30 protein-coding genes and 1 tRNA gene are annotated in these 24664 nt (G+C 58.6%); 15 read left to right on the top strand and 16 right to left on the bottom strand.

Translation table 11 applies throughout. The features are described from left to right. Positions 1 to 3 precede the first annotated feature (3 nt). Together BM131_RS08945 and regB are read right to left on the bottom strand one after the other, a co-directional pair. On the bottom strand, positions 4 to 1593 hold the full coding sequence (locus BM131_RS08945; RefSeq protein ID WP_090188551.1) for a PAS-domain containing protein: 1590 nt from the start codon (positions 1591 to 1593) through the stop codon (positions 4 to 6). A 69-nt stretch (positions 1594 to 1662) separates the two neighbouring features. Further along, on the bottom strand, positions 1663 to 3060 hold the full coding sequence (gene regB / locus BM131_RS08940) for a sensor histidine kinase RegB (RefSeq protein WP_090188548.1): 1398 nt from the start codon (positions 3058 to 3060) through the stop codon (positions 1663 to 1665). Between the two features lie 96 nt (positions 3061 to 3156). On the opposite strand from regB, the gene BM131_RS08935 reads away from it, so the two are divergent. Next, positions 3157 to 3762 carry an SCO family protein gene (locus tag BM131_RS08935; protein WP_090188822.1) on the top strand — a complete coding sequence of 202 codons (606 nt, stop codon included), beginning with the start codon at positions 3157 to 3159 and terminating at the stop codon, positions 3760 to 3762. Between the two features lie 49 nt (positions 3763 to 3811). Next, the gene (locus tag BM131_RS08930; RefSeq protein WP_090188545.1) at positions 3812 to 4363 is read left to right on the top strand and encodes an ActR/PrrA/RegA family redox response regulator transcription factor; all 552 of its coding nucleotides are present in this window, start codon (positions 3812 to 3814) and stop codon (positions 4361 to 4363) included. Between the two features lies 1 nt (position 4364). Here BM131_RS08930 and BM131_RS08925 read toward each other — a convergent pair whose 3' ends face one another. Beyond that, positions 4365 to 4955 (bottom strand): HD domain-containing protein, encoded by a 591-nt coding sequence (locus BM131_RS08925; protein WP_090188542.1) that lies wholly within the window; start codon positions 4953 to 4955, stop codon positions 4365 to 4367. Positions 4956 to 5036: 81 nt separating this feature from the next. On the opposite strand from BM131_RS08925, the gene ahcY reads away from it, so the two are divergent. Both ahcY and BM131_RS08915 read left to right on the top strand, forming a co-directional pair. Next, on the top strand, positions 5037 to 6425 hold the full coding sequence (gene ahcY, locus BM131_RS08920; protein WP_090188540.1) for an adenosylhomocysteinase: 1389 nt from the start codon (positions 5037 to 5039) through the stop codon (positions 6423 to 6425). Positions 6426 to 6554: 129 nt separating this feature from the next. Beyond that, the gene (locus BM131_RS08915) at positions 6555 to 6896 is read left to right on the top strand and encodes a DUF2853 family protein (protein ID WP_090188537.1); all 342 of its coding nucleotides are present in this window, start codon (positions 6555 to 6557) and stop codon (positions 6894 to 6896) included. 47 nt (positions 6897 to 6943) lie between these two features. On the opposite strand, the gene BM131_RS08910 is transcribed toward BM131_RS08915, so the two are convergent. From BM131_RS08910 to tsaD, 3 genes are read right to left on the bottom strand one after another with little or no spacing between them, the layout of a single operon-like run. After that, entirely contained in the window at positions 6944 to 7357 is a 414-nt protein-coding gene (locus BM131_RS08910; RefSeq protein ID WP_090188534.1) for an EVE domain-containing protein, read from the bottom strand. Between the two features lies 1 nt (position 7358). Further along, positions 7359 to 8309: an NAD(P)H-dependent glycerol-3-phosphate dehydrogenase gene (locus BM131_RS08905; RefSeq protein ID WP_090188532.1), complete on the bottom strand. Its 951-nt coding sequence runs from the start codon at positions 8307 to 8309 to the stop codon at positions 7359 to 7361. Beyond that, complete coding sequence (gene tsaD / locus BM131_RS08900) at positions 8306 to 9394, bottom strand: tRNA (adenosine(37)-N6)-threonylcarbamoyltransferase complex transferase subunit TsaD (protein ID WP_090188529.1); 1089 nt, start codon at positions 9392 to 9394, stop codon at positions 8306 to 8308. Before tsaD ends, BM131_RS08905 begins: the two co-directional genes overlap by 4 nt. Positions 9395 to 9464: 70 nt before the next feature. On the opposite strand from tsaD, the gene BM131_RS08895 reads away from it, so the two are divergent. The 5 genes from BM131_RS08895 (at position 9465) to BM131_RS08875 (ending at position 13838) form a co-directional block, all read left to right on the top strand. Beyond that, on the top strand, positions 9465 to 10163 hold the full coding sequence (locus BM131_RS08895) for a uroporphyrinogen-III synthase (RefSeq protein ID WP_139222609.1): 699 nt from the start codon (positions 9465 to 9467) through the stop codon (positions 10161 to 10163). An 82-nt stretch (positions 10164 to 10245) separates the two neighbouring features. Further along, positions 10246 to 11475: a COG4223 family protein gene (locus BM131_RS08890; protein WP_090188523.1), complete on the top strand. Its 1230-nt coding sequence runs from the start codon at positions 10246 to 10248 to the stop codon at positions 11473 to 11475. An 11-nt stretch (positions 11476 to 11486) separates the two neighbouring features. After that, positions 11487 to 12941, top strand: coding sequence for a heme biosynthesis protein HemY (locus BM131_RS08885; protein ID WP_090188521.1), 1455 nt, complete (start codon positions 11487 to 11489; stop codon positions 12939 to 12941). Positions 12942 to 12984: 43 nt separating this feature from the next. Continuing rightward, positions 12985 to 13060 (top strand) — tRNA-Thr (locus BM131_RS08880). A gap of 127 nt (positions 13061 to 13187) precedes the next feature. Further along, positions 13188 to 13838, top strand: a complete 651-nt coding sequence (locus BM131_RS08875; RefSeq protein ID WP_090188518.1) for a hypothetical protein — start codon at positions 13188 to 13190, stop codon at positions 13836 to 13838. A gap of 2 nt (positions 13839 to 13840) precedes the next feature. Here BM131_RS08875 and BM131_RS08870 read toward each other — a convergent pair whose 3' ends face one another. From BM131_RS08870 to pyk, 7 genes are all read right to left on the bottom strand, one after another. Beyond that, positions 13841 to 14287: an ASCH domain-containing protein gene (locus BM131_RS08870; RefSeq protein WP_090188516.1), complete on the bottom strand. Its 447-nt coding sequence runs from the start codon at positions 14285 to 14287 to the stop codon at positions 13841 to 13843. Next, entirely contained in the window at positions 14284 to 15357 is a 1074-nt protein-coding gene (gene pheS, locus BM131_RS08865; RefSeq protein WP_090188514.1) for a phenylalanine--tRNA ligase subunit alpha, read from the bottom strand. Before pheS ends, BM131_RS08870 begins: the two co-directional genes overlap by 4 nt. 113 nt (positions 15358 to 15470) lie before the next feature. Next, positions 15471 to 16559, bottom strand: coding sequence for a Hint domain-containing protein (locus BM131_RS08860; RefSeq protein WP_090188512.1), 1089 nt, complete (start codon positions 16557 to 16559; stop codon positions 15471 to 15473). 360 nt (positions 16560 to 16919) lie between these two features. Next, the gene (gene rplT / locus BM131_RS08855; RefSeq protein ID WP_090188510.1) at positions 16920 to 17279 is read right to left on the bottom strand and encodes a 50S ribosomal protein L20; all 360 of its coding nucleotides are present in this window, start codon (positions 17277 to 17279) and stop codon (positions 16920 to 16922) included. Positions 17280 to 17291: 12 nt separating this feature from the next. Continuing rightward, positions 17292 to 17492: a 50S ribosomal protein L35 gene (gene rpmI / locus BM131_RS08850; RefSeq protein WP_090188508.1), complete on the bottom strand. Its 201-nt coding sequence runs from the start codon at positions 17490 to 17492 to the stop codon at positions 17292 to 17294. A gap of 108 nt (positions 17493 to 17600) precedes the next feature. Then, entirely contained in the window at positions 17601 to 17825 is a 225-nt protein-coding gene (locus tag BM131_RS08845; protein WP_090188505.1) for a hypothetical protein, read from the bottom strand. Positions 17826 to 17859: 34 nt separating this feature from the next. Further along, entirely contained in the window at positions 17860 to 19305 is a 1446-nt protein-coding gene (gene pyk, locus BM131_RS08840) for a pyruvate kinase (protein WP_090188502.1), read from the bottom strand. Between the two features lie 128 nt (positions 19306 to 19433). Here pyk and BM131_RS08835 point away from each other — a divergent pair, with 128 nt between their 5' ends. Further along, on the top strand, positions 19434 to 20171 hold the full coding sequence (locus BM131_RS08835; RefSeq protein ID WP_090188499.1) for an N-formylglutamate amidohydrolase: 738 nt from the start codon (positions 19434 to 19436) through the stop codon (positions 20169 to 20171). 12 nt (positions 20172 to 20183) lie between these two features. Further along, on the top strand, positions 20184 to 20474 hold the full coding sequence (locus tag BM131_RS08830; protein WP_090188496.1) for a DUF1244 domain-containing protein: 291 nt from the start codon (positions 20184 to 20186) through the stop codon (positions 20472 to 20474). Between the two features lie 34 nt (positions 20475 to 20508). Here BM131_RS08830 and BM131_RS20665 read toward each other — a convergent pair whose 3' ends face one another. Together BM131_RS20665 and BM131_RS20245 are read right to left on the bottom strand one after the other, a co-directional pair. Further along, a complete protein-coding gene (locus BM131_RS20665; RefSeq protein WP_281245321.1) occupies positions 20509 to 20637 on the bottom strand; it encodes a hypothetical protein in 129 nt (42 codons plus the stop codon). Between the two features lie 147 nt (positions 20638 to 20784). Next, positions 20785 to 20946: a hypothetical protein gene (locus tag BM131_RS20245; RefSeq protein ID WP_175499246.1), complete on the bottom strand. Its 162-nt coding sequence runs from the start codon at positions 20944 to 20946 to the stop codon at positions 20785 to 20787. Positions 20947 to 20991: 45 nt separating this feature from the next. Here BM131_RS20245 and BM131_RS08825 point away from each other — a divergent pair, with 45 nt between their 5' ends. The 3 genes from BM131_RS08825 to BM131_RS08815 are packed head-to-tail and all read left to right on the top strand — an operon-like array spanning position 20992 to position 23024. Next, positions 20992 to 21378, top strand: coding sequence for an MAPEG family protein (locus BM131_RS08825; RefSeq protein WP_090188494.1), 387 nt, complete (start codon positions 20992 to 20994; stop codon positions 21376 to 21378). Positions 21379 to 21400: 22 nt separating this feature from the next. After that, entirely contained in the window at positions 21401 to 21760 is a 360-nt protein-coding gene (locus BM131_RS08820) for a YciI family protein (protein WP_090188492.1), read from the top strand. Between the two features lie 4 nt (positions 21761 to 21764). Further along, complete coding sequence (locus tag BM131_RS08815; protein ID WP_090188489.1) at positions 21765 to 23024, top strand: RNA polymerase sigma factor; 1260 nt, start codon at positions 21765 to 21767, stop codon at positions 23022 to 23024. Between the two features lie 168 nt (positions 23025 to 23192). Here BM131_RS08815 and BM131_RS08810 read toward each other — a convergent pair whose 3' ends face one another. After that, positions 23193 to 23549: a hypothetical protein gene (locus BM131_RS08810; protein ID WP_139222608.1), complete on the bottom strand. Its 357-nt coding sequence runs from the start codon at positions 23547 to 23549 to the stop codon at positions 23193 to 23195. A 276-nt stretch (positions 23550 to 23825) separates the two neighbouring features. On the opposite strand from BM131_RS08810, the gene BM131_RS08805 reads away from it, so the two are divergent. After that, positions 23826 to 24491, top strand: a complete 666-nt coding sequence (locus BM131_RS08805) for a pseudouridine synthase (protein ID WP_245754191.1) — start codon at positions 23826 to 23828, stop codon at positions 24489 to 24491. The last annotated feature ends 173 nt before the right edge of the window (positions 24492 to 24664 follow it).

Below are 24664 nucleotides of genomic sequence, written 5' to 3'. Positions count from 1 at the left end.
CTGTCAGCCATAGGCTTGACGCGGCGGTTGCGGGCTGCTTTCCAACCGGGCCATGGCAGGGGTAAAGCGCACTAACGTCATCCCCCCGGTAATTGCCTGCACGGCGCAATCCAGACGGCGCCCGTTCGTCATGATCAGCCCGTCAGATACGATATGGCTGTCTCTACGCATCTGGCCAAAGTTCTCGACATCCTGCCACAGGCTAGAGGGACCGCAGCGCGCCTTCCAAATTCGCAAGGCGCTGCGCAGATCGTGCACCAGCATCTGCGGTTCATCATCGCGCTGCCAGATTTCATCATAGGCGGCGTTCGTCATCACCAGCGTATTGCTGGGCGAAAACACGGCGATCGCGTCGGGTAGGGCATTCATCACCGACTGGCCTGTCTCAATCTCGGCGCGGAAATGACGGGTCAGGGACACTTCGGCCGTGATGTCTTCAAACAGAAACGCCAAGGCACCATCAGGATGCGGACGCCCGGTGACGCGGTATGTCTGGCCATCAGGCATTTCCCACAGTTCGGAATAGGTGCCTTTCTTGGCGGCGGCCTCTAGGGCCGAAAATTGTTCTTTCCACGTGTTATAGTTCTTTGGTTCGGGCAGTTTGCGTGTTTCACGCAAGCGGTGCAGCACCATGTCGATGGTCGGCCGCGTCGACATAAATCCAAAGGCAAGCCCGGTCATATCCAGCAGGGCCGGGTTAAACATGGCCAGCTGCCGTTTGCGGTTAAAGATCGCAAGGCCCGTTGAAAGCTGGGCAAAGGTCTTGGCCAGTGTCTGCTGAAATTCCTGCTGGGCGCGTTCCGCCCGCACTGCGGCATTGGCGTCGATGGCGAAATAGATGACAGAGCCGTCTTGCGGCACAGCGGTAATATCGAACCAATGTTCTGCACGCTCGCCCGGTAATTGCAGCGCATGACGCCCGCCAAAGGTACGCGGGGCATTGGGCAGGGGCGGCGGAATATCAGCAAAAAGCCGCTCTCCTGGCCAGACGCGACCACTGCGGTCGTCGTCTGGCATCTGGCGGTCAGCATAAGACAGATAGGCGGCGTTGGCCCAGATCAGATGCCCTTGGGCATCTTCGGTCCAGATCAGCTGCGGGGTGTCGCGGGTGATCAGGCGCAACATATTCAGCTCATCCAGCAGCGACTCGCGCTCTAAATCCTCGTAGTGACGGGTCGCGGCCTCGACCCCGGGGGCGTTTAGGCTGATGCGCAGCAGCCCCTGCCGGTCTGACAGGGTCAGCCCCAACCCGGCATCGCCAGTGCCTGCCAGCGCGACACTGCAATCCGTACCCAGCGACAGGATTTTTTCGCGCAGATTCGGAAATTGCCGCGATAGAACGGCAATGACGGCGTCGCGGTCGGACTGTCCTGCTTGGCTGTTTGCGATCAGCGCGGCACCGCTGGGCGAGGCATCAACCAACGTATCCTGATCAAACAAAAAGGCTGGCGTCTGCAGGTCTGGCAGCGTTTTGACGGACTGCCGCGGAGCGGGAAAGGAATAGGATCTAATGGCTTGAACCGCTGCAAATAAACCGATCAAGGCAAAGCTGCCTGCAGCGAAAAAGCGTATCAACTCATTGGTTAAAAGCATTCCATATCTCCCGGTCACAACAACTTGAAATTGAATGAGCCGGGTTAACGCAGGCTTAAGAAATCTAAATCAATCCAAAATTAGTTGGTTTTTCCCTAACGCCGGATAGTTGCCGTGATCCGTGCGCGTCAACGCTTTCATGGGCCACGTCACCGTGACAATCGCACCTGTGCCCAGATCGCTTTTCTGCCCCGCCGGAATGCGCCGTTGTCCGTTTGCAAACAACAACTGGGCACCGGATCGTTCCAGTAACGTCTTGGCAATAAACAACCCTAGCCCCATGCCGTCATAGCCTGGCCGCCGCAAGCCGTCCAAGGCCACACGCCTGCGCCGCACAAAAGGATCACCGATTCGGCCGATCACCGATTGCGGAAAGCCGTGACCATCGTCGGCAATACGAACAAAGATTTGGTTGTCAGACCAACGCACATCAATCGCAATCTGCGTCTGAGAGAAGTCGACCGCGTTCTGGATCAGGTTACGCAACCCATGAATGATCTCTGGTCGCCGCAAAATGACGGGCTGGGGCAGGGTGCAGCCATCCTCTGGGGTGACATCAAAACTGACGTTGCGGCCACGTTGCAGATGCGGCTCGGCTGCCTCTTTTACAACAGTTTCTAGCGGGGCGGATCGCAGGTGTAGGTCGTCTTTTCCAGCGCGGCCCATGGAATGCAGAATATCGCGGCAACGATCAGCCTGTGATCGGATCAGCTCTGCATCCTCGCGCATTTCGGGATGGTCAGCGAGGTCGTCTATCAGCTCGTTACTGACCAGCTTTATCGTCGCCAGCGGCGTGCCAAGTTCGTGCGCGGCGGCGGCGACAACACCGCCAAGGTCGGTCAGCTTCTGCTCTCTGGCCAAGGCGAGCTGCGTCGCCAGCAAGGCGTCACCCATCGTATTCATCTCTGTCGTGACCTGCCGGGCGTAGATACCCAGAAAGATGACGCCAATCACCAGCGACGCCCAAAAGCCGAAGTGCAGCAGCGGTGGCAGTAGCAAAAGCGTGCCGTCAGCGACCTGAAGCGGCACAAAGGTCAGGGCAATCGCGGTAATCATGCCGATGGCAAGCAGTCCCAACAGCACAAAGCTTAGCAAATGCAGCACGGTCGCAGCAATAATCACGGGCGCGAGGATCAGCAGGGCAAACGGATTGTGTAGCCCGCCCGTCAAATACAGCAGGACTCCAAGCTGGATGATATCAAAGGCCATCATTGCGCTGGCTTCGCGTTCCGACAAACGCTTGTTCTCGGGGTAGACGAAGCTGGTGATCAGGTTGGCGATCATCGCCGCCCCGATGGTCATGGCCGATGGCCCGGCCTCTATCTTGAGGCCGAAATAGCGGGTGGCGATGACAATGGCGACGATCTGCCCGCCGATGGCGCACCAGCGCAGAATGAGCAGTGTCCGCAGGCGCACCCAGTTGCTGCGCTCACGGTCCTGCAGAATGTCCGTGTCATCGCTGGTCATCGTGAAATCCTAGATCAAGGGGATGTGCTTGCGCGCCCCATTGTTACGGGGGCCGGGATGCGCGATCAATGCGACGCTTTGGATAAGGACACCCCGATGAAACGACTGACTGCGATTTTAGCTGGTAGCGCAACACTTGCTTTGCTGGGGGCGACCTTTCTGGTGACGATGGGGCGCAATAGCGCCGAGTCGTGTTTCACGTCGACTGCCGCAGGGGCGGACATTGGCGGCCCGTTTACGCTGGTGAATGGGGCAGGGGAAACCGTGACCGACGCCGATGTCATTACCGAACCTGCGCTGATCTATTTCGGCTACAGCTTTTGCCCTGATGTCTGCCCCATCGACAATGCGCGCAACGCGCAGGCTGTTGATCTGCTGGCAGAGGCGGGTCACAGTGTCACACCCGTGTTCATCACCATCGATCCGGCCCGTGATACGCCGCAGGTGATGGGCGATTATGTGCAAAACTTTTCCGACAAAATGATTGGCCTGACGGGTAGCGATGCGCAGGTCAAAGCCGCTGCCGATGCCTACCGCGTCTTTTATTCAAAGGGCGATGACGATCCCGACTACTATTTGATGAACCATTCCGTCTTTACGTATCTGATGATGCCTGACACCGGCTTTGCCAGTTTTTTCCGGCGCGAAGAAAGCCCAGAGCAAGTGGCCGACCAAGTCGCCTGCGCGATTGGTGCCAGTTGACCACGGGGCCGAAAAGCCTAATTCAGAACAAACATTCAAGGAACGCGGCATGAACCAAGAGCCTCTCGATCTGGGACCGGACAAGACGCTTTTGCTGGTCGATGATGACGAAGCCTTCGTCAAACGTCTGGCAAAGGCGATGGAAAAGCGCGGCTTTATCGTCGAAACTGCCGAGTCCGTCGCAGCAGGTAAAGCTATCGCTACCGCCCGTCCGCCCGCCTATGCCGTGGTTGATTTGCGGCTAGAGGACGGCAATGGCCTTGATGTGGTAGAGCTTTTGCGCGAACGCCGCCCGGATGCGCGCATCGTTGTGCTGACCGGATACGGTGCTATCGCCACCGCCGTGGCCGCCGTGAAAATCGGTGCGACGGATTATTTGGCGAAGCCCGCTGACGCGACCGACGTGACCAACGCTTTGCTGGCCCGCAAGGACGAACTGCCGCCGCCGCCCGACAACCCGATGAGCGCGGACCGCGTCCGGTGGGAGCATATCCAGCGCGTATACGAGCTGTGCGACCGCAACGTCAGTGAAACCGCGCGGCGCCTCAGCATGCACCGCCGGACGCTGCAGCGCATTTTGGCGAAACGCAGCCCGCGCTGATTTACATCTGCGCCAGCAGCGCCGCGACGCGGGCGGTATAATCCTGCCGCACCGCAACGGGCGGGCGCAGCGCAATACTTAGCGTTTCCACCAAAGCAGCAGGCTGTTTGCCAAACAGCTTGTCTGCCTCTGTGCGCGAAAACCCTGCGATCTGTATGGCTTCCAGCCAAGCCGACACATTGTCCGCGGTCTTAATTTGCTTTTTCACCCGCACGGGTAGCACCGCAGGCAGGCCAAAGCGTAGATGGATCGCCGCTGTCAGCCGCGCGTCCAATTCTCCATACCCTGGCCCCACAGCCGCCTTGACCGGGGAAATCATGTCACCAATCACATACTCTGGCGCGTCATGCAGCAAGGCCGCCAGCCGCCACTTGGCTGGCGCGGCGGGCTGCTGGACGCTGAAAATCTGCTCGACCAGCAGCGAATGCTCGGCCACCGAATAGGCATAATCGCCTAGCGTTTGCCCATTCCAGCGGGCGACGAATGCCAGCCCATGCGCGATGTCCTCGACCTCGATATCCATCGGGGTTGGGTCAAGCAGATCTAGCCTGCGACCCGATAGCATGCGTTGCCACGCGCGGGGTTGTTTCATGGTTGTCCTCGTGTCGCGTTGCCCAGATTTGGCCGGTGTGTTATCGCCTTGCGCAAAGCTGATGCGCAAGGAACATGCAACATGACTCAGGACTACATCGTCAAGGATATCGCCCTTGCTGCCTATGGCCGCAAAGAATTGGATATTGCCGAAACTGAAATGCCGGGCCTGATGGCCTGCCGCGACGAATACGGCACGACGAAGCCTTTGGCTGGTGCGCGCATCGTTGGATCGCTGCATATGACGATCCAGACCGCTGTGCTGATCGAAACGCTGACAGCGCTGGGCGCTGACGTGCGCTGGGCGTCCTGCAACATCTTTTCGACCCAAGACCACGCTGCTGCCGCGATTGCCGCAGGCGGCACACCCGTTTTCGCAATCAAGGGCCAGACGCTGGAAGAGCATTGGGACTACCTTGACCGGTCCTTCCAATTCCCCGAAGGCGCGAACATGATCTTGGATGATGGCGGCGACGCGACGCTGTACATCCTGCTGGGTGCCCGCGCTGAAGCTGGCGAAGACGTTATCGCTGTGCCTCAGTCCGAAGAAGAAGTCGCGATCAAGGCGCAGATCAAGAAGCGTATGGCGCAATCCCCAGGCTGGTTCACCAAAACCCGCGACGCAATCAAAGGCGTATCCGAGGAAACGACCACAGGCGTTCACCGCCTGTATGACCTGCACAAGAAGGGTCAGCTGCCGTTCCCCGCAATCAACGTGAACGATTCCGTCACCAAGTCGAAGTTCGACAACAAGTACGGCTGCAAGGAATCGCTGGTCGACGGCATCCGCCGCGCGACTGACACCATGATGGCTGGCAAAGTGGCCGTCGTCTGCGGCTATGGCGATGTTGGCAAAGGTTCTGCCGCGTCCCTAAGCGGCGCCGGCGCGCGTGTGAAAGTCACTGAAGTCGACCCGATCTGCGCCCTGCAGGCCGCCATGGACGGCTTTGAAGTTGTCCTGCTGGAAGACGTCGTCGCCACCGCCGATATCTTTATCACCACGACCGGCAACAAAGACATCATCCGCATCGAGCATATGCGCGAGATGAAGGATATGGCCATCGTCGGTAACATCGGCCACTTCGATAACGAAATTCAGGTCGCCGCGCTGAAAAACCACAAGTGGACCAACATCAAAGAGCAGGTCGACATGATCGAGATGCCTTCCGGCTCTCGTCTGATCCTGCTGTCCGAAGGCCGCTTGTTGAACCTTGGCAACGCCACGGGCCACCCGTCCTTTGTGATGTCGGCATCCTTCACCAACCAGGTGCTGGCGCAGATCGAACTGTGGACCAAGGGCGATGAATACCAGCCCGGCGTTTACATCCTGCCCAAGGTGCTGGACGAAAAGGTTGCGCGCCTGCACTTGGCCCGCATCGGCGTTAAACTGACCACGCTGCAAAAGGATCAAGCGGACTATATCGGCGTCACCGTCGAAGGCCCGTTTAAGCCCGAACACTACCGCTACTAACCACTTTTGGCCGCGTGACGGTGTTGCGCGGCCAAACTTTCCCCCTCGTTTTTTCTTGTTTGGCGCGGCAACGTCGTTTTAGGCTGCCTTAAGGCCGCTTGACGGCCGTATAGAAAACAGGGGTACGACATGGGAAAACGTGACGATCTGATCGCGAAATACGCGGAAGACATCAAAGAAAAATGCGGCATGACGCCGGATATGGAACTGCTGAAAAAGGTCACAATCGGCTGCGGCCCGTCAATTTATAACGACGACGCCAGCACCGTTGCCGGCAGCGATACCGAAGAACTTCAGCGCGTCGTTGACGGTTTCCTGCGCAAAAAGCTTGGCCTGCCCGACGGTCCCGAATTGATGGGCGGCGTGCAAAAAGCGATCGAGACCTATGGCCGGTCGAACCGCAACAAATACCGGGCCGTCATGTATTACCTGCTGACCAAGCATTTCGGCAAAGAAGCCGTCTACGGCTGACATTTGCTATTCAGGGCGCCCGCCAATGTGATTGGCGGGCTGTCCATCTAGGCCTGTTTTAGGCCCATCGCGCAGATCATATCCCATTCGGACTGCGTCACCGGCTGCACGGACAGGCGCGAATTCTTAACCAGCACCATGTCCGCCAACCGCGGATCATTTTTGATAACGTCCAGCGTGACTGGCCGATCAAAGGGCTGCGCTGCTTTGACATCGACGCAAGACCATTTGAGGTCAGGCGCGGTGGGGTCGGGGTAGGCGGGCGCGACGATATCCATGTTTCCAACGACCGCCAGACCCGTGCGGGAATGATAGAAAAATGCCTGATCGCCGACCGCCATATCACGCATAAAATTCCGCGCCTGATAATTGCGCACGCCATCCCAAGGGCTGACGCCCTTCGCGACCAGATCGTTCCAACCAAATTCATCCGGCTCGGATTTCATCAACCAAAGCGACATACTATTCTTCCTTTAGCGGTCTGCTAAGCAGGTTCTGCAGCGCAGTTTCGACACTGATCTCACCCCGCGTCAGCGCAGCAACCACCGCGCACACTGGCAGATCAATCCCCCGATCCTGCCCGAGCCGCGTGACTGCCCAAGACGTCGCGGCCCCCTCGACCGTCATCGCGGGATCAATTGCCGTGCCCGCCCCTAGTGCCAGCCCGTAACGATAATTGCGCGATAGGGGCGACGTGCAGGTCAGGGCCAGATCGCCCAAGCCTGACAGTCCGACCAAGGTCTGCGGCTCTGCCCCAAGGATCTGTGCTAGGCGCTGCATCTCTGCAAAGCCGCGCGTCATCAGCGCGGCGCGGGCGCTGTCACCAAGGCTTGCACCAATCGCCACGCCGCAGGCAATCGCGATGACATTCTTAAGCGCACCGCCCAGCTCTGCGCCAATCGTGTCTGTCGTGCGGTAAATGCGCAGCGTACCTGTCGACAACTGCTGTTGCAGGTTCTGGCCGACGGTATCATCAGCGCAGGCGAGCGTCAGCGCGGTCGGCAAGCCGCGCGCGATGTCGGCGGCAAAGGATGGCCCGGTCAGGATCGCAGGCATAGCATTCGGCAAGGTGCGTGCAATGGTGGCTACAGGTCCTGTCAGCGTTTCAAGGTCAATCCCCTTGCAACAAGCGACCAGCTGCTTGGCGTCCAGATGCGTAGCATTTGCCGTCAAAACGTCCCTTAGGCTTTGTGCGGGAACAGCCAGCAAAACAGTCTCTGACGCGGCAATATCGACCATATTTTTGGTGATGTTTATCCCGTCCGGAAGCGTCACATCTGGCAGGCGCGGACTGCGGCGCGTCTGTGCCATATCGCCTATATCGCGCGCCCAAAGCGTAACGCTGCGCCCATCGCGGGCCAATGCTATCGCAAGCGCCGTCCCAAAAGCGCCAGCACCGACGACGCCAATCACGCCTTAGCCCCTTTTTTGCCAGACCCCAGCATCCCCGGAGCTGCACCGTCGAGCGGCCAGCGTGGGCGCGCTGACAGGCTTAAGTCGTCGAAATCAGCGCGGGCCAGGCGATGCAGCCCCGCAAAGGCGATCATGGCTGCGTTGTCCGTGCACAGCGCCAGCGGCGGCGCGACAAAGCGGACGCCTGACGTGGCACAAAGGTCGGTCAGTGCGTGCCGGATCGGCATATTTGCAGCCACGCCGCCTGCGACGGCCAAGACAGGTTCTGCCGGGGATAGCGCAAGGTAAATGTCCAAAGCCCGCGCCGTTTTCGCGCGCAGCACATCGGTCATGGCCGCCTGAAATCCGGCGGCCAAATCCGCTTGATCCGCCGCTTTCAGTGTCTGATCAGGTCCAATGACGCTATCACGCGCACGCAGTAGGGCAGTCTTCAGCCCCGAAAAGCTCATGTCGCAATCTGCGCGGTCTAGCAGTGGGCGCGGCAGTTTGAACCGCTTGGGATCCCCCGTTGCAGCCGCACGTTCCACAGCGGGACCGCCCGGTTGCGGCAGGCCTAGCAGCCGCGCTGTCTTGTCAAACGCCTCGCCCGGGGCGTCGTCGATGGTGCCGCCGATGCGTTCAAAGCGATCATCGCTATGGGCGATCAGAAATTGGCAATGGCCACCAGACACAAGCAGCATCAAATAAGGAAACGCGACATCATCCGTTAGGCGCGGCGTCAGGGCATGGCCGGCTAAATGGTTCACACCAATCAGCGGAAACCCAGTCGCGGCAGCCAGACCCTTAGCGCACATGACCCCCGACAACACACCGCCAATCAGCCCCGGCCCAGCAGTCACCGCAATCGCATCGCAGTCGCGCAGTTTCACATTCGCCTTTAATAGAGCCTGTTCGACGCAGTGATCTACCTTTTCCGCATGCGCCCGCGCCGCAATTTCCGGCACCACACCGCCAAAGGCCGCATGCAGCGTCGTCTGGCCAAACACCACAGAGGACAGGATAACCGTTCCTTCATCATCTTGCCGCACAACGGCGGCGGCAGTGTCGTCGCAACTGCTTTCGATACCAAGGATCGTGCGTGTCATGGGGTAAGGCCTGTTGTGCTGGAACGTCTTGCACGTAACACTGGCAGCGCAATCAGACAACAAGGCCGCGATGCAACCTATTCTGATCATCACCCGCCCGGACCCCGCGGGCACGTTATTTGCCCAAGATGTGCAGCGCGTGATGCGCAAGGCGGTGCCCATCATAAACGCCCCCGCGTTGAGGATCGTGCCGATTGCATACGATATGCCGGATGCGTCCCATGTGATCTTTACATCTGCCCGCGCCGTCGCGCAGGCACCGATTGGTACGGGACTGACCGCGTGGTGCGTTGGCGGCGCGACAGCGGCGGCCGCAGATGCCAAAGGGTACGACGTGCGCAGCGCCGATGGTGACGCTGACGCGCTTGTCGCCATGATCACGGCGCACCACCCCGCCGGGCCGATGGTCCATTTGGCGGGTCGCCATCGCCGGGGCGCAATTGCCGCGCGCCTGACCGCCGCCGGTCTGCGCTGCACAACGATTGAGGCTTATGACCAAGTCGCCCTGCCGGTCCCGCAATCGCTGATTGATGCCGCAGCCGGGTCCGTACCGCTTGTTGCGCCTATATTTTCGGCACGCTCTGCGCAGGGGCTGCTTGATCTGACGTACACTGCACCGCTGCATATCGTTGCGATCAGTGCTGCCGTCGCAAACCTGTTTCGCCATATTCCACAGGCCCGTGCCTTGACCGTTGGCCATCCCGACGCAGATCATATGACAGACATGACGATTGCTGTGCTGCGCGGTCTGGACCCGCAGGCGGAGTAGCCCTTGAGCGTAGAAGCGGCGCGGGCTAACGTCTTATGATGATGGCCGGGACGTGACCGGCAGGGACAGGAAGGTGAATTCCGTGGCGACAAAACCGGCAAATGGGCGCAGTCCGAAATCGAAGGCGAACCCGGACAAAGTGACCGAGGCTGAAATCGTCGCGACACCGCAGACGGCTGATGCGCTAGCACAGGTCGATATGGCGATGCCGCCCCCTTCGATTGCGACGGCTGCGGAAAAACCCGCCGCGTCGACCCCCACGCCAAAGCCTGAGCCTGTGGCCCGGCAACCCAAGGCAGACGCACCTGCCACCCCGGCTAAGGCGGAACCCGTCAGCACGCCGCCTCGGCAAGAGCCGGAAAAGCGCAAAGGCGTGTTCTTTCCGATGTTGCTGGGTGGCTTGATCGCGGGCGGCATCGGTTATGGCGTCGCCTATACCCAATTTGGCCAGACCACGCCTGTGGATATTGACGGCCTTCAGTCCCGCATTGATGCGCTGCAAGCGCAGGTTGATGCGGTACCGGTCACAGATATGTCCGGCATCACGCAGGACTTGGCCACGTTAAACCAGGGCGTGACCGACCTAAGCGCGAGCGTTGATGAACGCTTTGCCGAGGTGAACGACAGCATCGCCCAAGCCGGCCAACTGGCCCCGCTGATGGGTGAGCAGGCGCAAGAACAGGCCGTTGCGCAGCTAAGCGATCAGATCGCCGCACAGCAGGCCGCGCTGGAACAGCAACGCGCTGATTTGCAGGCCCAGCTTGACGCCACCCGCGCCGAGGCTGAGCAGATCCAGCAAACCGCTGTGGTGGCCGCACGTGACCAAACCGCTCGCGCAGCCCTGTCCCGCGTCCAAGGCGCGCTCGAAAGCGGCGCGCCGATGCGCGAGCCGCTGGATGACCTTGCCAGCACGATGGACGATCCTCTGCCAGAGGCGCTGACCGCTGTTGTCGACGGCGTACCTACGCTCGCCACTCTGCGCGATACCTTTCCAGAGGCATCCCGCGCTGCCCTGTCCGCCTCCCGCTCTGCGGGCGAAGCGGGGGATGATGTTGGCGGCTTTGGATCGTTTCTGCGCAATCAGTTGAATGTCCGGTCCGTTGAGGCCCGCGAGGGCACAAGCACCGACGCGACCCTGTCGCGGGCGGAAGACGCCCTGCGCAACGGCCGCCTGAACGACGCACTGGCGGAAATCGCCACGCTTCCTACTTCTGCGCGCGACGCGATGTCCGATTGGACAACGCAGGCCGAGGCGCGCGCCGCCGCCGTCGATGCTGCCGATCAGCTCGACGCTTCCCTGACCGCTAATTAAAGGCCGCAGACATGATCACAACCCTTATCAAGATCCTGATTTTTGTGGCCATCGTCACCGGCCTAACTTGGGGCGCAGTGCAGTTGATGGACGTGCAAGGCGGGGCCAATATTGCGGTCGCCGGCTATGAAATCACGCTGAACGCGCTGCAATTGGTCTTTGCCTTCGCTGCCTTGATCGTTGCGGTATGGCTGGGGCTGAAACTGCTTAAACTGCTAATAGCCGTGTTTCATTTCCTCAATGGTGACGAAACTGCGATCTCTCGTCACTTTGATCGCAACCGCGAGCGTAAGGGCTTTGAGGCGCTGTCCGAAGGCCTGTTCGCCCTGGCCAGCGGCGAGGGGCATCTGGCAATGGCCAAGGCGAAACGCGCCGACAAATACCTTGACCGTCCCGAACTGACGACCCTGCTGACCGCACAGGCGGCAGAGATGACCGGCGACACCCGCACGGCAGAGACGAGCTACCGCAAACTGCTGGAAAATGACGATACACGCTTTGTCGGCGTGCGCGGGCTGATGCACCAAAAGCTGGCGATCGGCGATACTGACACCGCGCTGGGCCTTGCCCGCAAGGCGTTCGAAATCAAGCCGAAGCACGAAGAAATCCAGAACACCTTGCTCAAGCTGCAGGCTGAAAAATCCGACTGGTCCGGCGCGCGCGAAACTCTTGGTGCCAAGCTGAAATCCGGCAACCTGCCCCGCGACGTGCACAAACGCCGCGACGCCGTTCTGGCCTTATCAGAGGCGAGGGATATCCTTGACGAGGGTCAATCGATAGAGGCGCGTGAAGCCGCCATTCAGGCCAACAAGCTATCCCCCGATCTGATCCCCGCGACCGTCATGGCCGCCCGCGCGATGATCGCGAACAACAACCCCAAGGGTGCCAGCCGCATTCTGGCGAAAACCTGGGGTGTGAACCCGCACCCCGATATCGCCGCGGCCTTTGCCGAAATCGCCCCGAACGAGGCACCAGAGGCGCGGCTGAAGCGCTTCCGCACCTTGACCAAGCAGAACCCGACCCACCCCGAAACCCAAATGCTGCTGGCCGAACTGAACATCGCGGCAGAGCATTTCCCGGACGCAAAACGTGCGCTAGGCCAACTTGTGACCGAAGACCCCACCGCACGCAGCCTGACCTTGATGGCCGCAATCGAACGCGGCGAAGGTGCTGACGATGCCGTTGTGCGCGGTTGGCTGACCCGCGCCCTGACGGCCCCGCGCGGCCCACAGTGGATTTGCGATAACTGCCAGCACATCCATGCCACGTGGACGCCGGTCTGCACCAACTGCGCGGCCTTCGACACGCTAGAATGGAAACGCCCGCCTGCTGGCGAAGTCGCCATGCCGGCCGGCACAGAGATGTTGCCGCTGATGGTCGGTCGCGCGCCAAGCGCCGAAGTAATGGACGACGAGGACGTTCTTGATGCGACTCCTGTGACTGATCCGCACGCAGACGCAAAATAGGTCTTTTCCAGTCCAGCGCGGGGTGCTAATGCAGCCCGCGTAGGCCGCACTAGCTCAGTCGGTAGAGCACATCATTCGTAATGATGGGGTCGGGGGTTCGAATCCCTCGTGCGGCACCACAACCCCCCTACAATTTATAACACTGCTGATTGGCCGGAAAACTCCGATAGCTATGATCTGTTATCGTATACGCATGGCCCCTCGCGTATGTCTGGTGCAACAAATGTGCCATAACGGATGACCGCCATGACTCGCCTGCCCCTGATCGCTGCCCTGTCTATCCTGCTGGCGGGCCCTGCCTTGGCCCAAGACCAAAGCTTTGCCCTAATGCTGGGCAATCGGCAGCTTGGCACGCTTAGCTTTGATGGCAGCGGCGCGAATACGCACCTTTTGTCGCGCCTCGATAACACGCCACTCAGCGTGGCCGATGGCACGTTCGAGGCAACCTCGCGTGCTTCGGGTAACACGGTCGAATACCTTGGCCAAAACCGTGGCAGCAAAAACCGTGACATCATGATCACACGCCAAGGTGCCGCGGTGGGGGCGGTCAGTGTGTCCCCAGCCGACGAAATGACTGAGCTTTCGGATGTCGCCAAGGTGCCCGCGGGGACGCTGACAACAGCGGAAGTCTTTGGGGTTTTGGCCAATGGCAAGACCTGCCCAAACCCACTGACGATGTATGATGGGCGCCGCGTTGTGCAGCTGGCAACGACGGCGATGGACACGAGCGGTGATACCGTCACCTGTCAAATGTCCTATCGCGTCACGGCGGGTAAAGGGCACCTGTCGCCCTTTAACTTTAAATCGCTGGCGATGACCGCGATTTATACCACCGGCGCGCTGTCACAGGTGACCGTCAGCGCCGGCGGTTTTGACGTTAATCTGGTGCGGCAGTAGCCTTACAGGCTGCGGCCTTCCAGATCTTCGACCATTTCGAAAAATTCAAAGATCAGCGGCATGTCATCGGACCAGCCGCCGTTCCGTTTGAAATACGCTTCTTTTGACGTCTGCCAGCCCTGCAGAGTGTAGCTGCTGCTTTCTGCCTGGGCCATTTCCTCGGTCACGTCGCAAAACCGGACGTGTTCGACCCGGGTTGTGCGCACGACAATCGCGGGCGAGCCGCCCCAGTTCGCCGCAATATCGCAGCGGCCGACGACGGGCATCGCCTCCGGGTCATCCTTGAAATCGCGGAATGGCGCGCAATTCGCCGACTTTTCACCCAAACGGACCAAGGTGATCTGCTGCTGGCATTCGGTTTTGTTGTTACCGAATTTAAACGTGCCAGCGCCGGGATAAATATCGTTTAGCTCAACGATGGCGTCATAGTCGTCTTCTTTATTGGTCATCGCGAAAGCCCCCCACGCAGCGTCGGTACATCCAGCGCGCTAAAGCCATAATGGCGTAGCCAGCGCAGGTCGGAATCAAAGAACGCCCGCAGATCGGGGATGCCGTATTTCAGCATCGCGATCCGGTCGATCCCCATGCCAAAGGCAAAGCCTTGCCACTGTGCCGGATCGACCTTGGCGGCCTGCAGCACCTTGGGGTGGACCATACCGGACCCCAAAATCTCGAGCCAATCGTCGCCCTCGCCGACCTTGAGCGTGCCGCCTTCCCATGAACAACGGATATCCACCTCGGCAGACGGTTCGGTGAAGGGGAAGTGGGACGCGCGGAAGCGGATATCGACGTTATCGACCTCAAAATAGGACTTCACGAACTCTTCTAGCACCCACTTCAGGTTCGCCATGCTGATGTTCTTGTCGATGGCCAAACCTTCGATCTGGTGAAACATCGGCGTGTGCGTCTGATCGTAATCGGCGCGATACACGCGGCCGGGGCAAATGATGCGGATGGGGGCACCAGACGCTTCCATGCTGCGGATTTGCACGGGGCTGGTGTGCGTGCGCAGCACGGCTGGGGGGCGGTCGTCGCCCTCTGCCCGCTTCATATAAAATGTGTCCATCTCGGCCCGGGCAGGGTGGTGGCCGGGGATGTTCAGCGCGTCAAAGTTATACCAATCGGATTCGATCTGCGGCCCTTCGGCGACGGCAAAGCCCATATCGGCAAAGATCGCAGTGACCTCTTCGGTGACTTGGCTGATCGGGTGGATCGTGCCCGCAGGGCGACCGCGCGACGGCAGTGTCACGTCCAGCCATTCGCTGCGCAGACGCTCGTCCAGCGCGGCATCGCCCAGTGCGGATTTTTTCGCCAGTAGGGCAGAGTTAATTTCGTCCTTCAGCGCGTTCAGCGCGGGGCCAGCGGTCTGCCGTTGCTCAGGCGACATCTTGCCCAGCTCTCGCATTTGCAACGAAATCTCGCCCTTCTTGCCAAGGGCCTGCACGCGCAGATCCTCAATGGCGGACTCGTCCGCCGCTGTCGCGATCAGTTCCAGATATTTCGACTTCAGATCGTCCATCTTCGTCCCCTTGGTGCTTGGCTTGGTGCTAACGCCAAGTGCCCCTCGGCGCAAGATCGCGGCCTGCGGGCAAGACCGATGGTGCCGAAAAAGGCTACCAGAGGTGGAGGAGGTCAGGTTGGCTTGGCAGGATCAAGGCAGCGTTCTTGGTATGGGTATGGCGAATTTTCCCATTTGCGTTGCACGGGGCGCTGATAGGCACCTTTTCCCGCGTAGGCCGTTGGCCGGATTGGAACCCGACGGCCTTTGTGCGGTCCGGCGATGATGTGCGCAGTCGGACGCGCTGTTTCGTCGTTCGGTTGGCTTGCAAAAGCTTCGGACTGCGCAAAGCCCAAGCCAGTCGCGTCTTGCCGCGCTGGTCGCATGGCGTCACCGATAAACAAGTTTTCTGCTTCGACCCCGTTGGCCAGCAGCGTGATGTGTTTAGCGCAGTGAAGATGGTGGTAGGTCACAGTTTCCATATCCATCGCGAATTCAGCCATATGGCCGACAAGCGTCACGGCAGGGGCGAAGCATTCAGCGTTTTTGAATAGGGTTTCTGTCATGGGGTGCCGTAGTTGAACGCGGTTCTGTTGTGGCACGATAAGATCGTCAAATGGCGCGAACTCTCTGGTGACGTCGGCCCTGATCCTGACGGGAACGAGCTTCTGGTATTGGTCATCACAAAGCGAGGTCAGGTTGATCGTTGTCGATCCGGTCCACAATACCGCGTGCGGATGCCCAGAGGTATCGAGGATAACCTCGCCCGGCCTGATGTCTTCGACCAATACGTTTCCGCGCCGAGTCACGATGCGAGTGCCATACGCGAAGCCGGGGACGAATCCGTTCAGCTTTAACGGCGTATCTGCAGAAATAATAACGCTGGCCGTGACCGCGCTTAACGGCGGCAATCCGTCCGGCGTGTAAAAGTAGACTTGGTCATCTACCTCAAAGGCCGAAATTCCTTTGCTAAACAGAGGGATGTTTCCAATGCCGCGCCTGAAAATTGTCGCAGAACCGATGTAGGTCAACGCATCCGTCTGGCCGCTGCCATCGCGGGTGAATGTAGTGGGGGCGCCTGAATTCAGTGTTCCATCGGTTGTATTGATGGTCGCGGCAATCGGAGGGCCTATATCGTTGAATCCAACTTGATTGAGATTCCCACCTTGAAGGTCTGCAAGACTTCCGTTGAAGGCGCGAACAGTGATGCTGATGGACCCCATGATCGTCTCCTTTCTCTGGAAATCTGCGCACCTCTGGTGCCGTGATCTACTCTGACCCTGCAGACATTGGGGGTTTTTGGGATCGATTTGCCAAGGTCAAACTTCGGTCATATGTGCAGCAATTAGTGCGTCAATTTCAGTTAATCTTTTAAAAACATATGATTGGATGCCAGCCCCCTGTGGGCAAAGTAGTCCAATTTGCAGAAGCGTTGATCTGGAAAAACCCCATTCGGGTCCATTTACCCTGAAATGCACCCCCTTAAAGGGGGTGTTTCCACGATGGCAGCAGTAGGGATGCGAATCGCCAAGCAAAAAGGCCGCCCAAGGGCGGCCTTCCTGTAGATTGGAAAAAAGCGTTGCTTAAGCCAGTGCGGCTTTGGCTTTGTTCACGATTGCTTCGAACGCAGCAGGCTCGTGCACGGCCAGATCGGCCAGAACCTTACGGTCGACTTCGATGCCGGCCAGGGACAGACCGTTGATGAAGCGGGAATAGGTCATCGCTTCGTCAACCGAACGCACACCTGCGTTGATCCGCTGGATCCAAAGGCTGCGGAAATTCCGCTTGCGATTGTGCCGGTCGCGGGTTGCATACTGGTTCGCTTTGTCGACGGCTTGCTTGGCGACCTTGAAGGTCTTAGAGCGACGGTCGAAATAACCTTTTGCAGCGTCGAGAACTTTCTTGTGACGACGGTGCGTGACGGTACCACCTTTAACGCGCATATCAAATTCTCCTTAACGTGCGTAGGGCATCATGCTCTTGATGATCTTCGCATCAGGAGCTGACAAAAGGGTCGTGCCGCGTGCGTCACGAATGAATTTGGTAGTGCGCTTGATCATGCCATGGCGCTTGCCGGCCTGACCTGCTTTGACTTTACCACTGGCAGTCATGCTGAACCGCTTTTTGCAGCTCGATTTTGTCTTCATCTTCGGCATTTCCGTCTCCTCTGGGGTAGCGGTGAACGTGCGACTCGGCATGCCAACTTGGCCGGACGCGCGGGTTGAGCGGGCCTTGTAGGCCCGCTTTGGTTTCTTGGCAAGTCGTTAGCGTGTAAAGTCAGCGAATACGCGGACAATCACATCGGGCACCGTATCATAGCCATAAGCGCCGGGTCGCTCGCGGACAGCATAGGCGATCATGACCGACCCGATTAGAATGGTCAGCATGGGTGCGCGAGGCACCCTGCTGTCCATAAAGGCACTGACGATCGCAGGGATCGCAAGCACAATGATAAAGAAGCCGACAACAAAAATTACGTCGGTATCCATAATTGCGCCCTAGACCATTAAATATCGGCTAACGTTATTCCGATTCAGACTGATAAATCAAGCGCTCAGCGCATGGCGCAACCCTAAGGATGTTCGTCGAGCCGGGCGTGTTGAACGGCACACCAGCGGTGATGACGATCATATCGTCCTCAGTCGCCATGTTTTCAGCTTTTGCAGCGCGCACAGCTGCGATCACAGCATCCTTGAACCGATCGACGGGACCGGACAGCACGCAATTTGTGCCCCATGTCAGGCACAACCGACGGGCGGTCCGGATTTCGTTGGTTAGCGCCAGAATTGGCACGCGAGGGCGTTCACGCGCGACCAGCAGGGCCGTCACGCCGCTTTGCGAAAAGCAGCAGATCGCAGCGATATGCGCAGCTTCTGCGATTTCGCGGGCGGCGGCCACGATACCGTCGGCGACCGTGTTGCGCTGTGCTTTACGGCTGCTTTCGATGATTTCTGTATAGGTCGGATCGGCCTCGACCTCTTGCGCGACGTTGTCCATCGTCTGCACGGCTTCGATCGGGAACGATCCGGCAGCGGATTCGGCGGACAGCATGATCGCGTCGGCACCTTCGTAAATCGCAGTCGCCACGTCAGATACTTCGGCCCGTGTCGGCATCGGCGAATCGATCATTGATTCCAGCATCTGCGTTGCAACGATCACCGGCTTGGCAGCCGCGCGGCACTTGCGCACCAGCTGCTTCTGGATCGGCGGCACGTTCTGCACAGGCAGCTCAACACCCAGGTCGCCACGTGCAACCATGATGCCGTCGCTGACAGCCAAAATCTCGTCAAAGACTTTGACGGCGTTTGGCTTTTCAATCTTGGACAGGATCGCAGCGCGGCCTTTGCACAGGGCGCGGGCCTCTTCGACGTCAGCGGCACGCTGGACAAAGGACAGCGCCAGCCAGTCAACGCCCAGCTCGCACACGAATTCCAGATCCTTGCGGTCCTTGTCCGACAGCGCGGCAAGCGGCAGGATCACGTCAGGTACGTTCACGCCCTTGCGGTTGGAAATCATGCCGCCAACGATCACTTCGCAATCGGCGAAATCAGCGCCACATGCCTTGACGCGCAGCTTGATTTTACCATCGTTCACCAGCAGGTGGGCACCCGGCTCTAGCGCGTCGAAAATCTCTTTGTGGGGCAGCTTAACGCGGTTCACGTCGCCTTCGTCATCGTTCAGGTCCAGACGGAAGGACGCGCCGACTTCCAGCATTTCTTCGCCGTTCTTGAACACGCCAACGCGCAGCTTTGGCCCCTGAAGGTCGGCCAGAATGCAGATCGGGCTGCCAAGGTCTTCTTCGACCTGGCGTATCATGGCGTGGCGCACGCGAATTTCTTCGTGGCTGCCGTGCGACATGTTCAGGCGAAAGACATCGGCGCCTGCCTCGTGCAGCTTGCGGATCATCTCATATGTATTGGATGCCGGGCCGAGGGTGGCAACGATCTTGACGTGACGATTACGTTTCATCGAAATTGGGTCCCTTTTACGGCGGGCTGCACGGTGTTAGCGGTAACGCCGTTTTCGTGGCCCTTATTGCTTAATTCCATTCCTGCCACAACTATTCTAAATGCGGTGAAGAAAGAATGACAGGTGACATGCTGAAAACTGCCTATGAAATAAGCGGTGCGGTTCGCTCTGGCCGGTGGCTGGTGACCGTCGATCATGCCAGCAATGCGGTGCCTGATTGGGTCAATGGCGGCGATCTGGGCCTGCCTGCTGCTGACATGAATCGTCACATCGCCTACGACGTTGGCGCCTTGGGCGTCGCGCAAGGGATTGGCGAAGCGTTGAATTCCCCGGTGATCGCTTCTCGGTTTTCCCGGCTGGTCATCGACCCTAATAGGGGAGAGCTTGATCCGACGCTGTTGATGAAGCTTTATGACGGCACAGTGATCCCTGCCAACGCCCGCGCAGGTGATGCGGAAAAAGAAGCGCGCCTTGACCGGCTGCACCGCCCTTATCATGCTGCGATCGCGGACCTTGCGGCGCAGCGCGCGGCCCCTGTCATCTGCGCTATCCACAGTTTTACGCCGCAGCTTAAGGGTCGCCCGCCCCGCCCATGGGAAGTCGGCGTGCTTTATGCCGCCGACGCGCGCTTGGCAGGGCCCTTTATCGCCGCTTGCCGTGCGCAGGGTTGGGCGACAGGCGACAATCAGCCCTATTCCGGCCACCTGCCCGGCGATAGTATCGACCGACACGCGCTGAAACACGGCCGCCCCAACCTGCTGATCGAGGTGCGGCACGATTTGATTGAAACACCGCAAGGCCAAGCCGACTGGGCCGCACGCCTTGCCCCGCTTTTACAACAGGTTCTGGCCGACACCGGCCTTTGAAGGAGAGTTACGATGGACGATCAAACCAAACTAGAACTAGAAGCCGCCGCCTTTCGCCGTCTGCAGCAGCACCTGATGCAGGACCGCCCTGACGCACAGAACATCGACATGATGAACTTGGCGGGCTTTTGTCGCAACTGCCTGTCGCGCTGGTACCAAGAGGCCGCGAACGAGCGCGGGATCGAAATGACCAAGGCAGAGGGACGAGAGGCGTTCTATGGCATGCCGTTCGAAGAGTGGCAGTCAAAGCATCAGACCGAAGCCACGCCTGAGGCGCAGGCCGCTTTCAAAGAGACCCACTAAACGAAAAGGCCGCCTCATTCGGGCGGCCTTTGCATTACTTCTCTTCGGGCTTGTCGTCCTTGAGGGGGATATGATCCGCACCCTCTGGCCGGTTCTTCTGACGCTCGTTTGCGTCAACTGCTTTACCGTTGCCGGTGGTGCTGTCGTTTGTTTCGCCGCTCATGATTTATACTCCTTCATGTTAAAGCGTGAACACGTCCCCGCGCGGGGAAGTTCCATAAAAGCATGCGATTTGGTGTCGACTGCAGCGGGAATTTACCTTTCAAGGTGTCTTGTAACTGCGCTTTCGCGGCGATCTGCTGCACGTTGCTTACCTTTGGTGCCAACGTGTTTTGCCTCGCGCATGCTCATTTTCCGCAAATCGGACCTTGGTACAGATCGTTGCCAAGGCCCGCGTTTCGCGCTGCGTGTTGACTGTAGCGAACGGCCCCAGAAATGTTTTTTTCTCAACCATGTCGAAATCTGCAATCATCAGACGTCCTTGGGGTATCGAACCCTCATATAGAAAGGAGTTGTGATGGTTTTCGCGATTACCCCAATCTACGCGCTACTTGTCGCGGCGATTTATCTGATCCTCTGGCTTCGCGTTTCTTCGGCCCGAGCGGCGACGGGCGTGTCGTTTGGCGATGGTGGCAATGCCGACCTGTTGCAGCGTATCCGCCAGCATGGAAATGCAGCAGAGTGGTCGACCTTCGTTCTTATCTTAATGATGTTGGCCGAAGGTATGGGCGCATTCCCTGTTTGGCTGCATATTTCGGGTGGATTGCTTCTTGTTGGACGTGTCGCGCACCCGTTCGGGCTTAAGCCCGACAACGCAGGGCACATACTGCGTTACGTCGGCAATGGCACCAACCTGCTTGCCGCTGTGACTGCCATGATATGCATCGCCACCCACATCTTTTGACTGACAGAATAAGAGAAATTCCATGCAATACATGCTTTTGATCTACAATAATCCCGTGCTGGAACCAGCCCATGGAACACCTGCGTTCAAACAGATGATGGACGGCTATTTCGCTGTGAATGAACGCTTGAAAGCCGATGGCGTCCTGCGTTCTGGCGACGGGCTGCAAGGTGTCGAAACTGCCACGACTTTGCGTATCAAGTCGGGCAAAGTGGAAACGATGGATGGCCCATTTGCAGAAACGCGCGAACATTTGGGTGGGTACTATGTGATTGATGTGCCTGATCTGGATGCTGCGTTGACCTATGCGGCCCTAATCCCGTCGGCGCATTTCGGCACGATCGAAGTGCGCCCCGTGATGGATTACACCCCCGCAGGCTAAGAGCATGGTCAATCCCGCCCCCGGCGCTGTCAGCGCCATCACAGTGGCAAAGGAGCTTGACCGTGTCATGCGGTCAGACCAAGGGCGGCTTTTGGCCGCCCTGGCAGCAGGACTGCGCGATATTTCTTTAGCCGAGGAGGCATTACAAGAGGCCGCGATCTCGGCCCTGGCGCATTGGGGGCGGTCCGGGTTGCCCAGATCGCCGCAGGGCTGGCTGCTGCAAGTGGCTCGGCGAAAGGCCATCGACCGCCTGCGCGGGACCACAAGAGAGGCGCAAAAGGCCCGCGCTTTGGCGGTCCTGATCCCGGATGAGGGGGCCACTCAGTCCGAGACTATACCCGATCAGCGCTTGCGCCTGATCTTTGCTTGCTGTCACCCAGCGCTTGAGCTGAAGTCACGCGTGGCGCTGACGCTGCGCAGTGTTTGCGGCCTGACAACCGCCGAAATTGCCCGCGCTTTTCTTGATACAGAGCCGACGATGGGACAACGCCTTAGCCGTGCGAAAGCCAAGATCGCTGTCGCTGGCATCCCCTTTGCAATCCCAGAGGCTGACCTTTGGCCATCCCGCCTCGAATCCGTGCTGACGACAGTTTATTTGATCTTTACCACGGGCTATCTGGCCCCGCCGGATGAACCGCGCGATCTGTGCCGCGAGGCCGAATTTCTAATGCGGCTGATTGATCAACTACGGCCAGACGATCCTGAAATCGAAGGTGCACTTGCGATGATGCTACTGACCTCCGCGCGGCGGCGGGCACGGATTGGCGTCGATGGGATAAGCCTTCCACCCAGTATGCAAAACCGAAGCTTATGGGACGCCTCTCGCGTCGCCGAGGGTCGCGCAATCCTTGCGCGTGCCATGGAGCGCCTGCAACCCGGGCCATACCAAATAAAAGCCGCCATAGCGGACTGCCACATGGCTGAACCCGGACCTGATTGGCCGCAAATTGCTGCCCTCTATTTTGCGCTTTGGCGCCACGAGCCAACGCCGATTGTCAGCCTGAACGCAGCTGTCGCCATCGCCGAGGCCGGTGATCCAACGCATGGGTTGGCAATTATAGAGGGGCTCGAGGAGCAGCTTCGGGACTATCAGCCTTGGCACGCAGCCCGCGCTGCGATGTTAGGTATGACAGGTGACAAGTTTGCTGCGGCGCAGGCCTACCGCCGCGCCATCGCAATGGCACCAACCGCGCCGGATGCGCTGTTTCTGGAACAACGTTTGGCCGATATTGAAACGCAGGAAAACGTGCAGCCTGACGCATAAACCGCGCCCAAATATTGGTGTCGAACGCGTGATCTTGGCCCGCAACACTTGATACCGTGTTGACCTACCGACGGATTTTTCGCCCACCGCCAAAGTCTGCTTCGTCTGCTTCGTCTGCTTAGGGGTCATTAGGGCCGTGCGCGGCGAAGGTCCGGTTTGAGCCCAAGCCTACCTATTCTGTTCGTTGGCGAAGCTCGCTTCATAGGCTGCTTCACATAACCCAAATTGGTTGGCAGCGGTTTGCCAAAACTTCACAGCGGCCAAAAACCGCGCAGCAATAAATGATGCAACCGCCTTTTCAGCGTCGCCTCCTTCTTCCGAGTCGAAGTAGCGATCATCAAGCGCATCGATTTGATTCTGCGAAACGTTATGCCATTGAGTTAAAGAATGTTTCGGAAGAAGTTGCACGGCCTCGTCCGGCAAGTTCGCCAGTATCTCTACCAAGATGGCCATTACTTTCGCTTTGGCGTCAGTAAAGCACGCGGAATTGATTTGCTCCGCAAGGTCAGGGTTCGTCGTTTTCAACCGAGAGATCATGATGCAACCATATGGCGTTAAGCCGCGGACAAAAAGGTCGAACGACGCTTTGTCCGCTTAGCAGACCTTGCCGAGTGTTTGAAAACGGTCGTTTTTGAAACCTGTCTGAAATGTCATGAAGAGATACTTGCATAATGGATCAAGAGCCAATCTAGCCACACTGCGGGTATCAGACCTTACTTAGGAATAAAATAAATGGCTAGAAATCCAACGTCCCGCATCGACAAGCTTCTGTCCTCGATGGGCTATGGCTCTCGCAAGGAAATGGCGCGACTGGCAAAGGTTGGCGGTATCATCCTAGACGGAGTTGAGCTGTCGGACGTTAACCTGCGCATTCTTGTCACTCCAGATTTACCGACCCGCTTCGTGATCGACGGCGAGGCACTCGATCCTGTCGCAGGGATGGTCATTCTTTTGAACAAACCTTTGGGTATGACCTGTTCCCACAAGGAAGAAGGCGCATTGGTTTATGATATCCTGCCTAAGCGATGGAAACTTCGTAATCCGGCGATCTCGACCATCGGGCGTTTGGACAAGCAGACGTCCGGCCTTTTGTTGCTGACGGATGATGGGGACCTATTGCACCGGATCATCAGCCCTAAACGTCACATCAGAAAGACCTACCGCGTCAAACTGGCTCGCCCGCTCTGCGGCACAGAAGGCGAGATTTTCGCCTCGGGTCAATTGATGCTGGATAGTGAGGAAAAGCCGCTGGCACCTGCCGAATTAGAGATTGTTTCACAGACCGAGGCTCTGCTCAGTGTCACCGAAGGCCGATACCATCAGGTGCGCCGTATGTTTGCGGCCACGGGCAACCACGTCGCCGAACTGCACCGCGAACGTTTGGGCGGTCTTTCACTGCCTGAAGGTATGACACCCGGTCAGTGGAAACTGCTGAGTGAGAAAGAGATTGCGTCGATTTTTAAGTAGGCTGGTAACCCGCCCCAAAACCGAGTGGGTGCAGGCTTAGAATTTTCTCAGCAAGATGGCTGAGGGAAATCTGATAGAGATGATGAGATTTTGTGAATGCCAGATCCTTGTGATCCGGGGTTTGGCCTAGGGCAGTGTGCCTTTGCACGTAGAGTGCCCCCATCGAGTGGTCC

It is taken from the genome of Loktanella salsilacus (assembly GCF_900114485.1).
Lineage (GTDB): Bacteria > Pseudomonadota > Alphaproteobacteria > Rhodobacterales > Rhodobacteraceae > Loktanella > Loktanella salsilacus.
The sequence above is the reverse complement of the archived record's forward strand: the minus strand, read 5'-3'. Positions and strand labels throughout refer to the sequence as shown.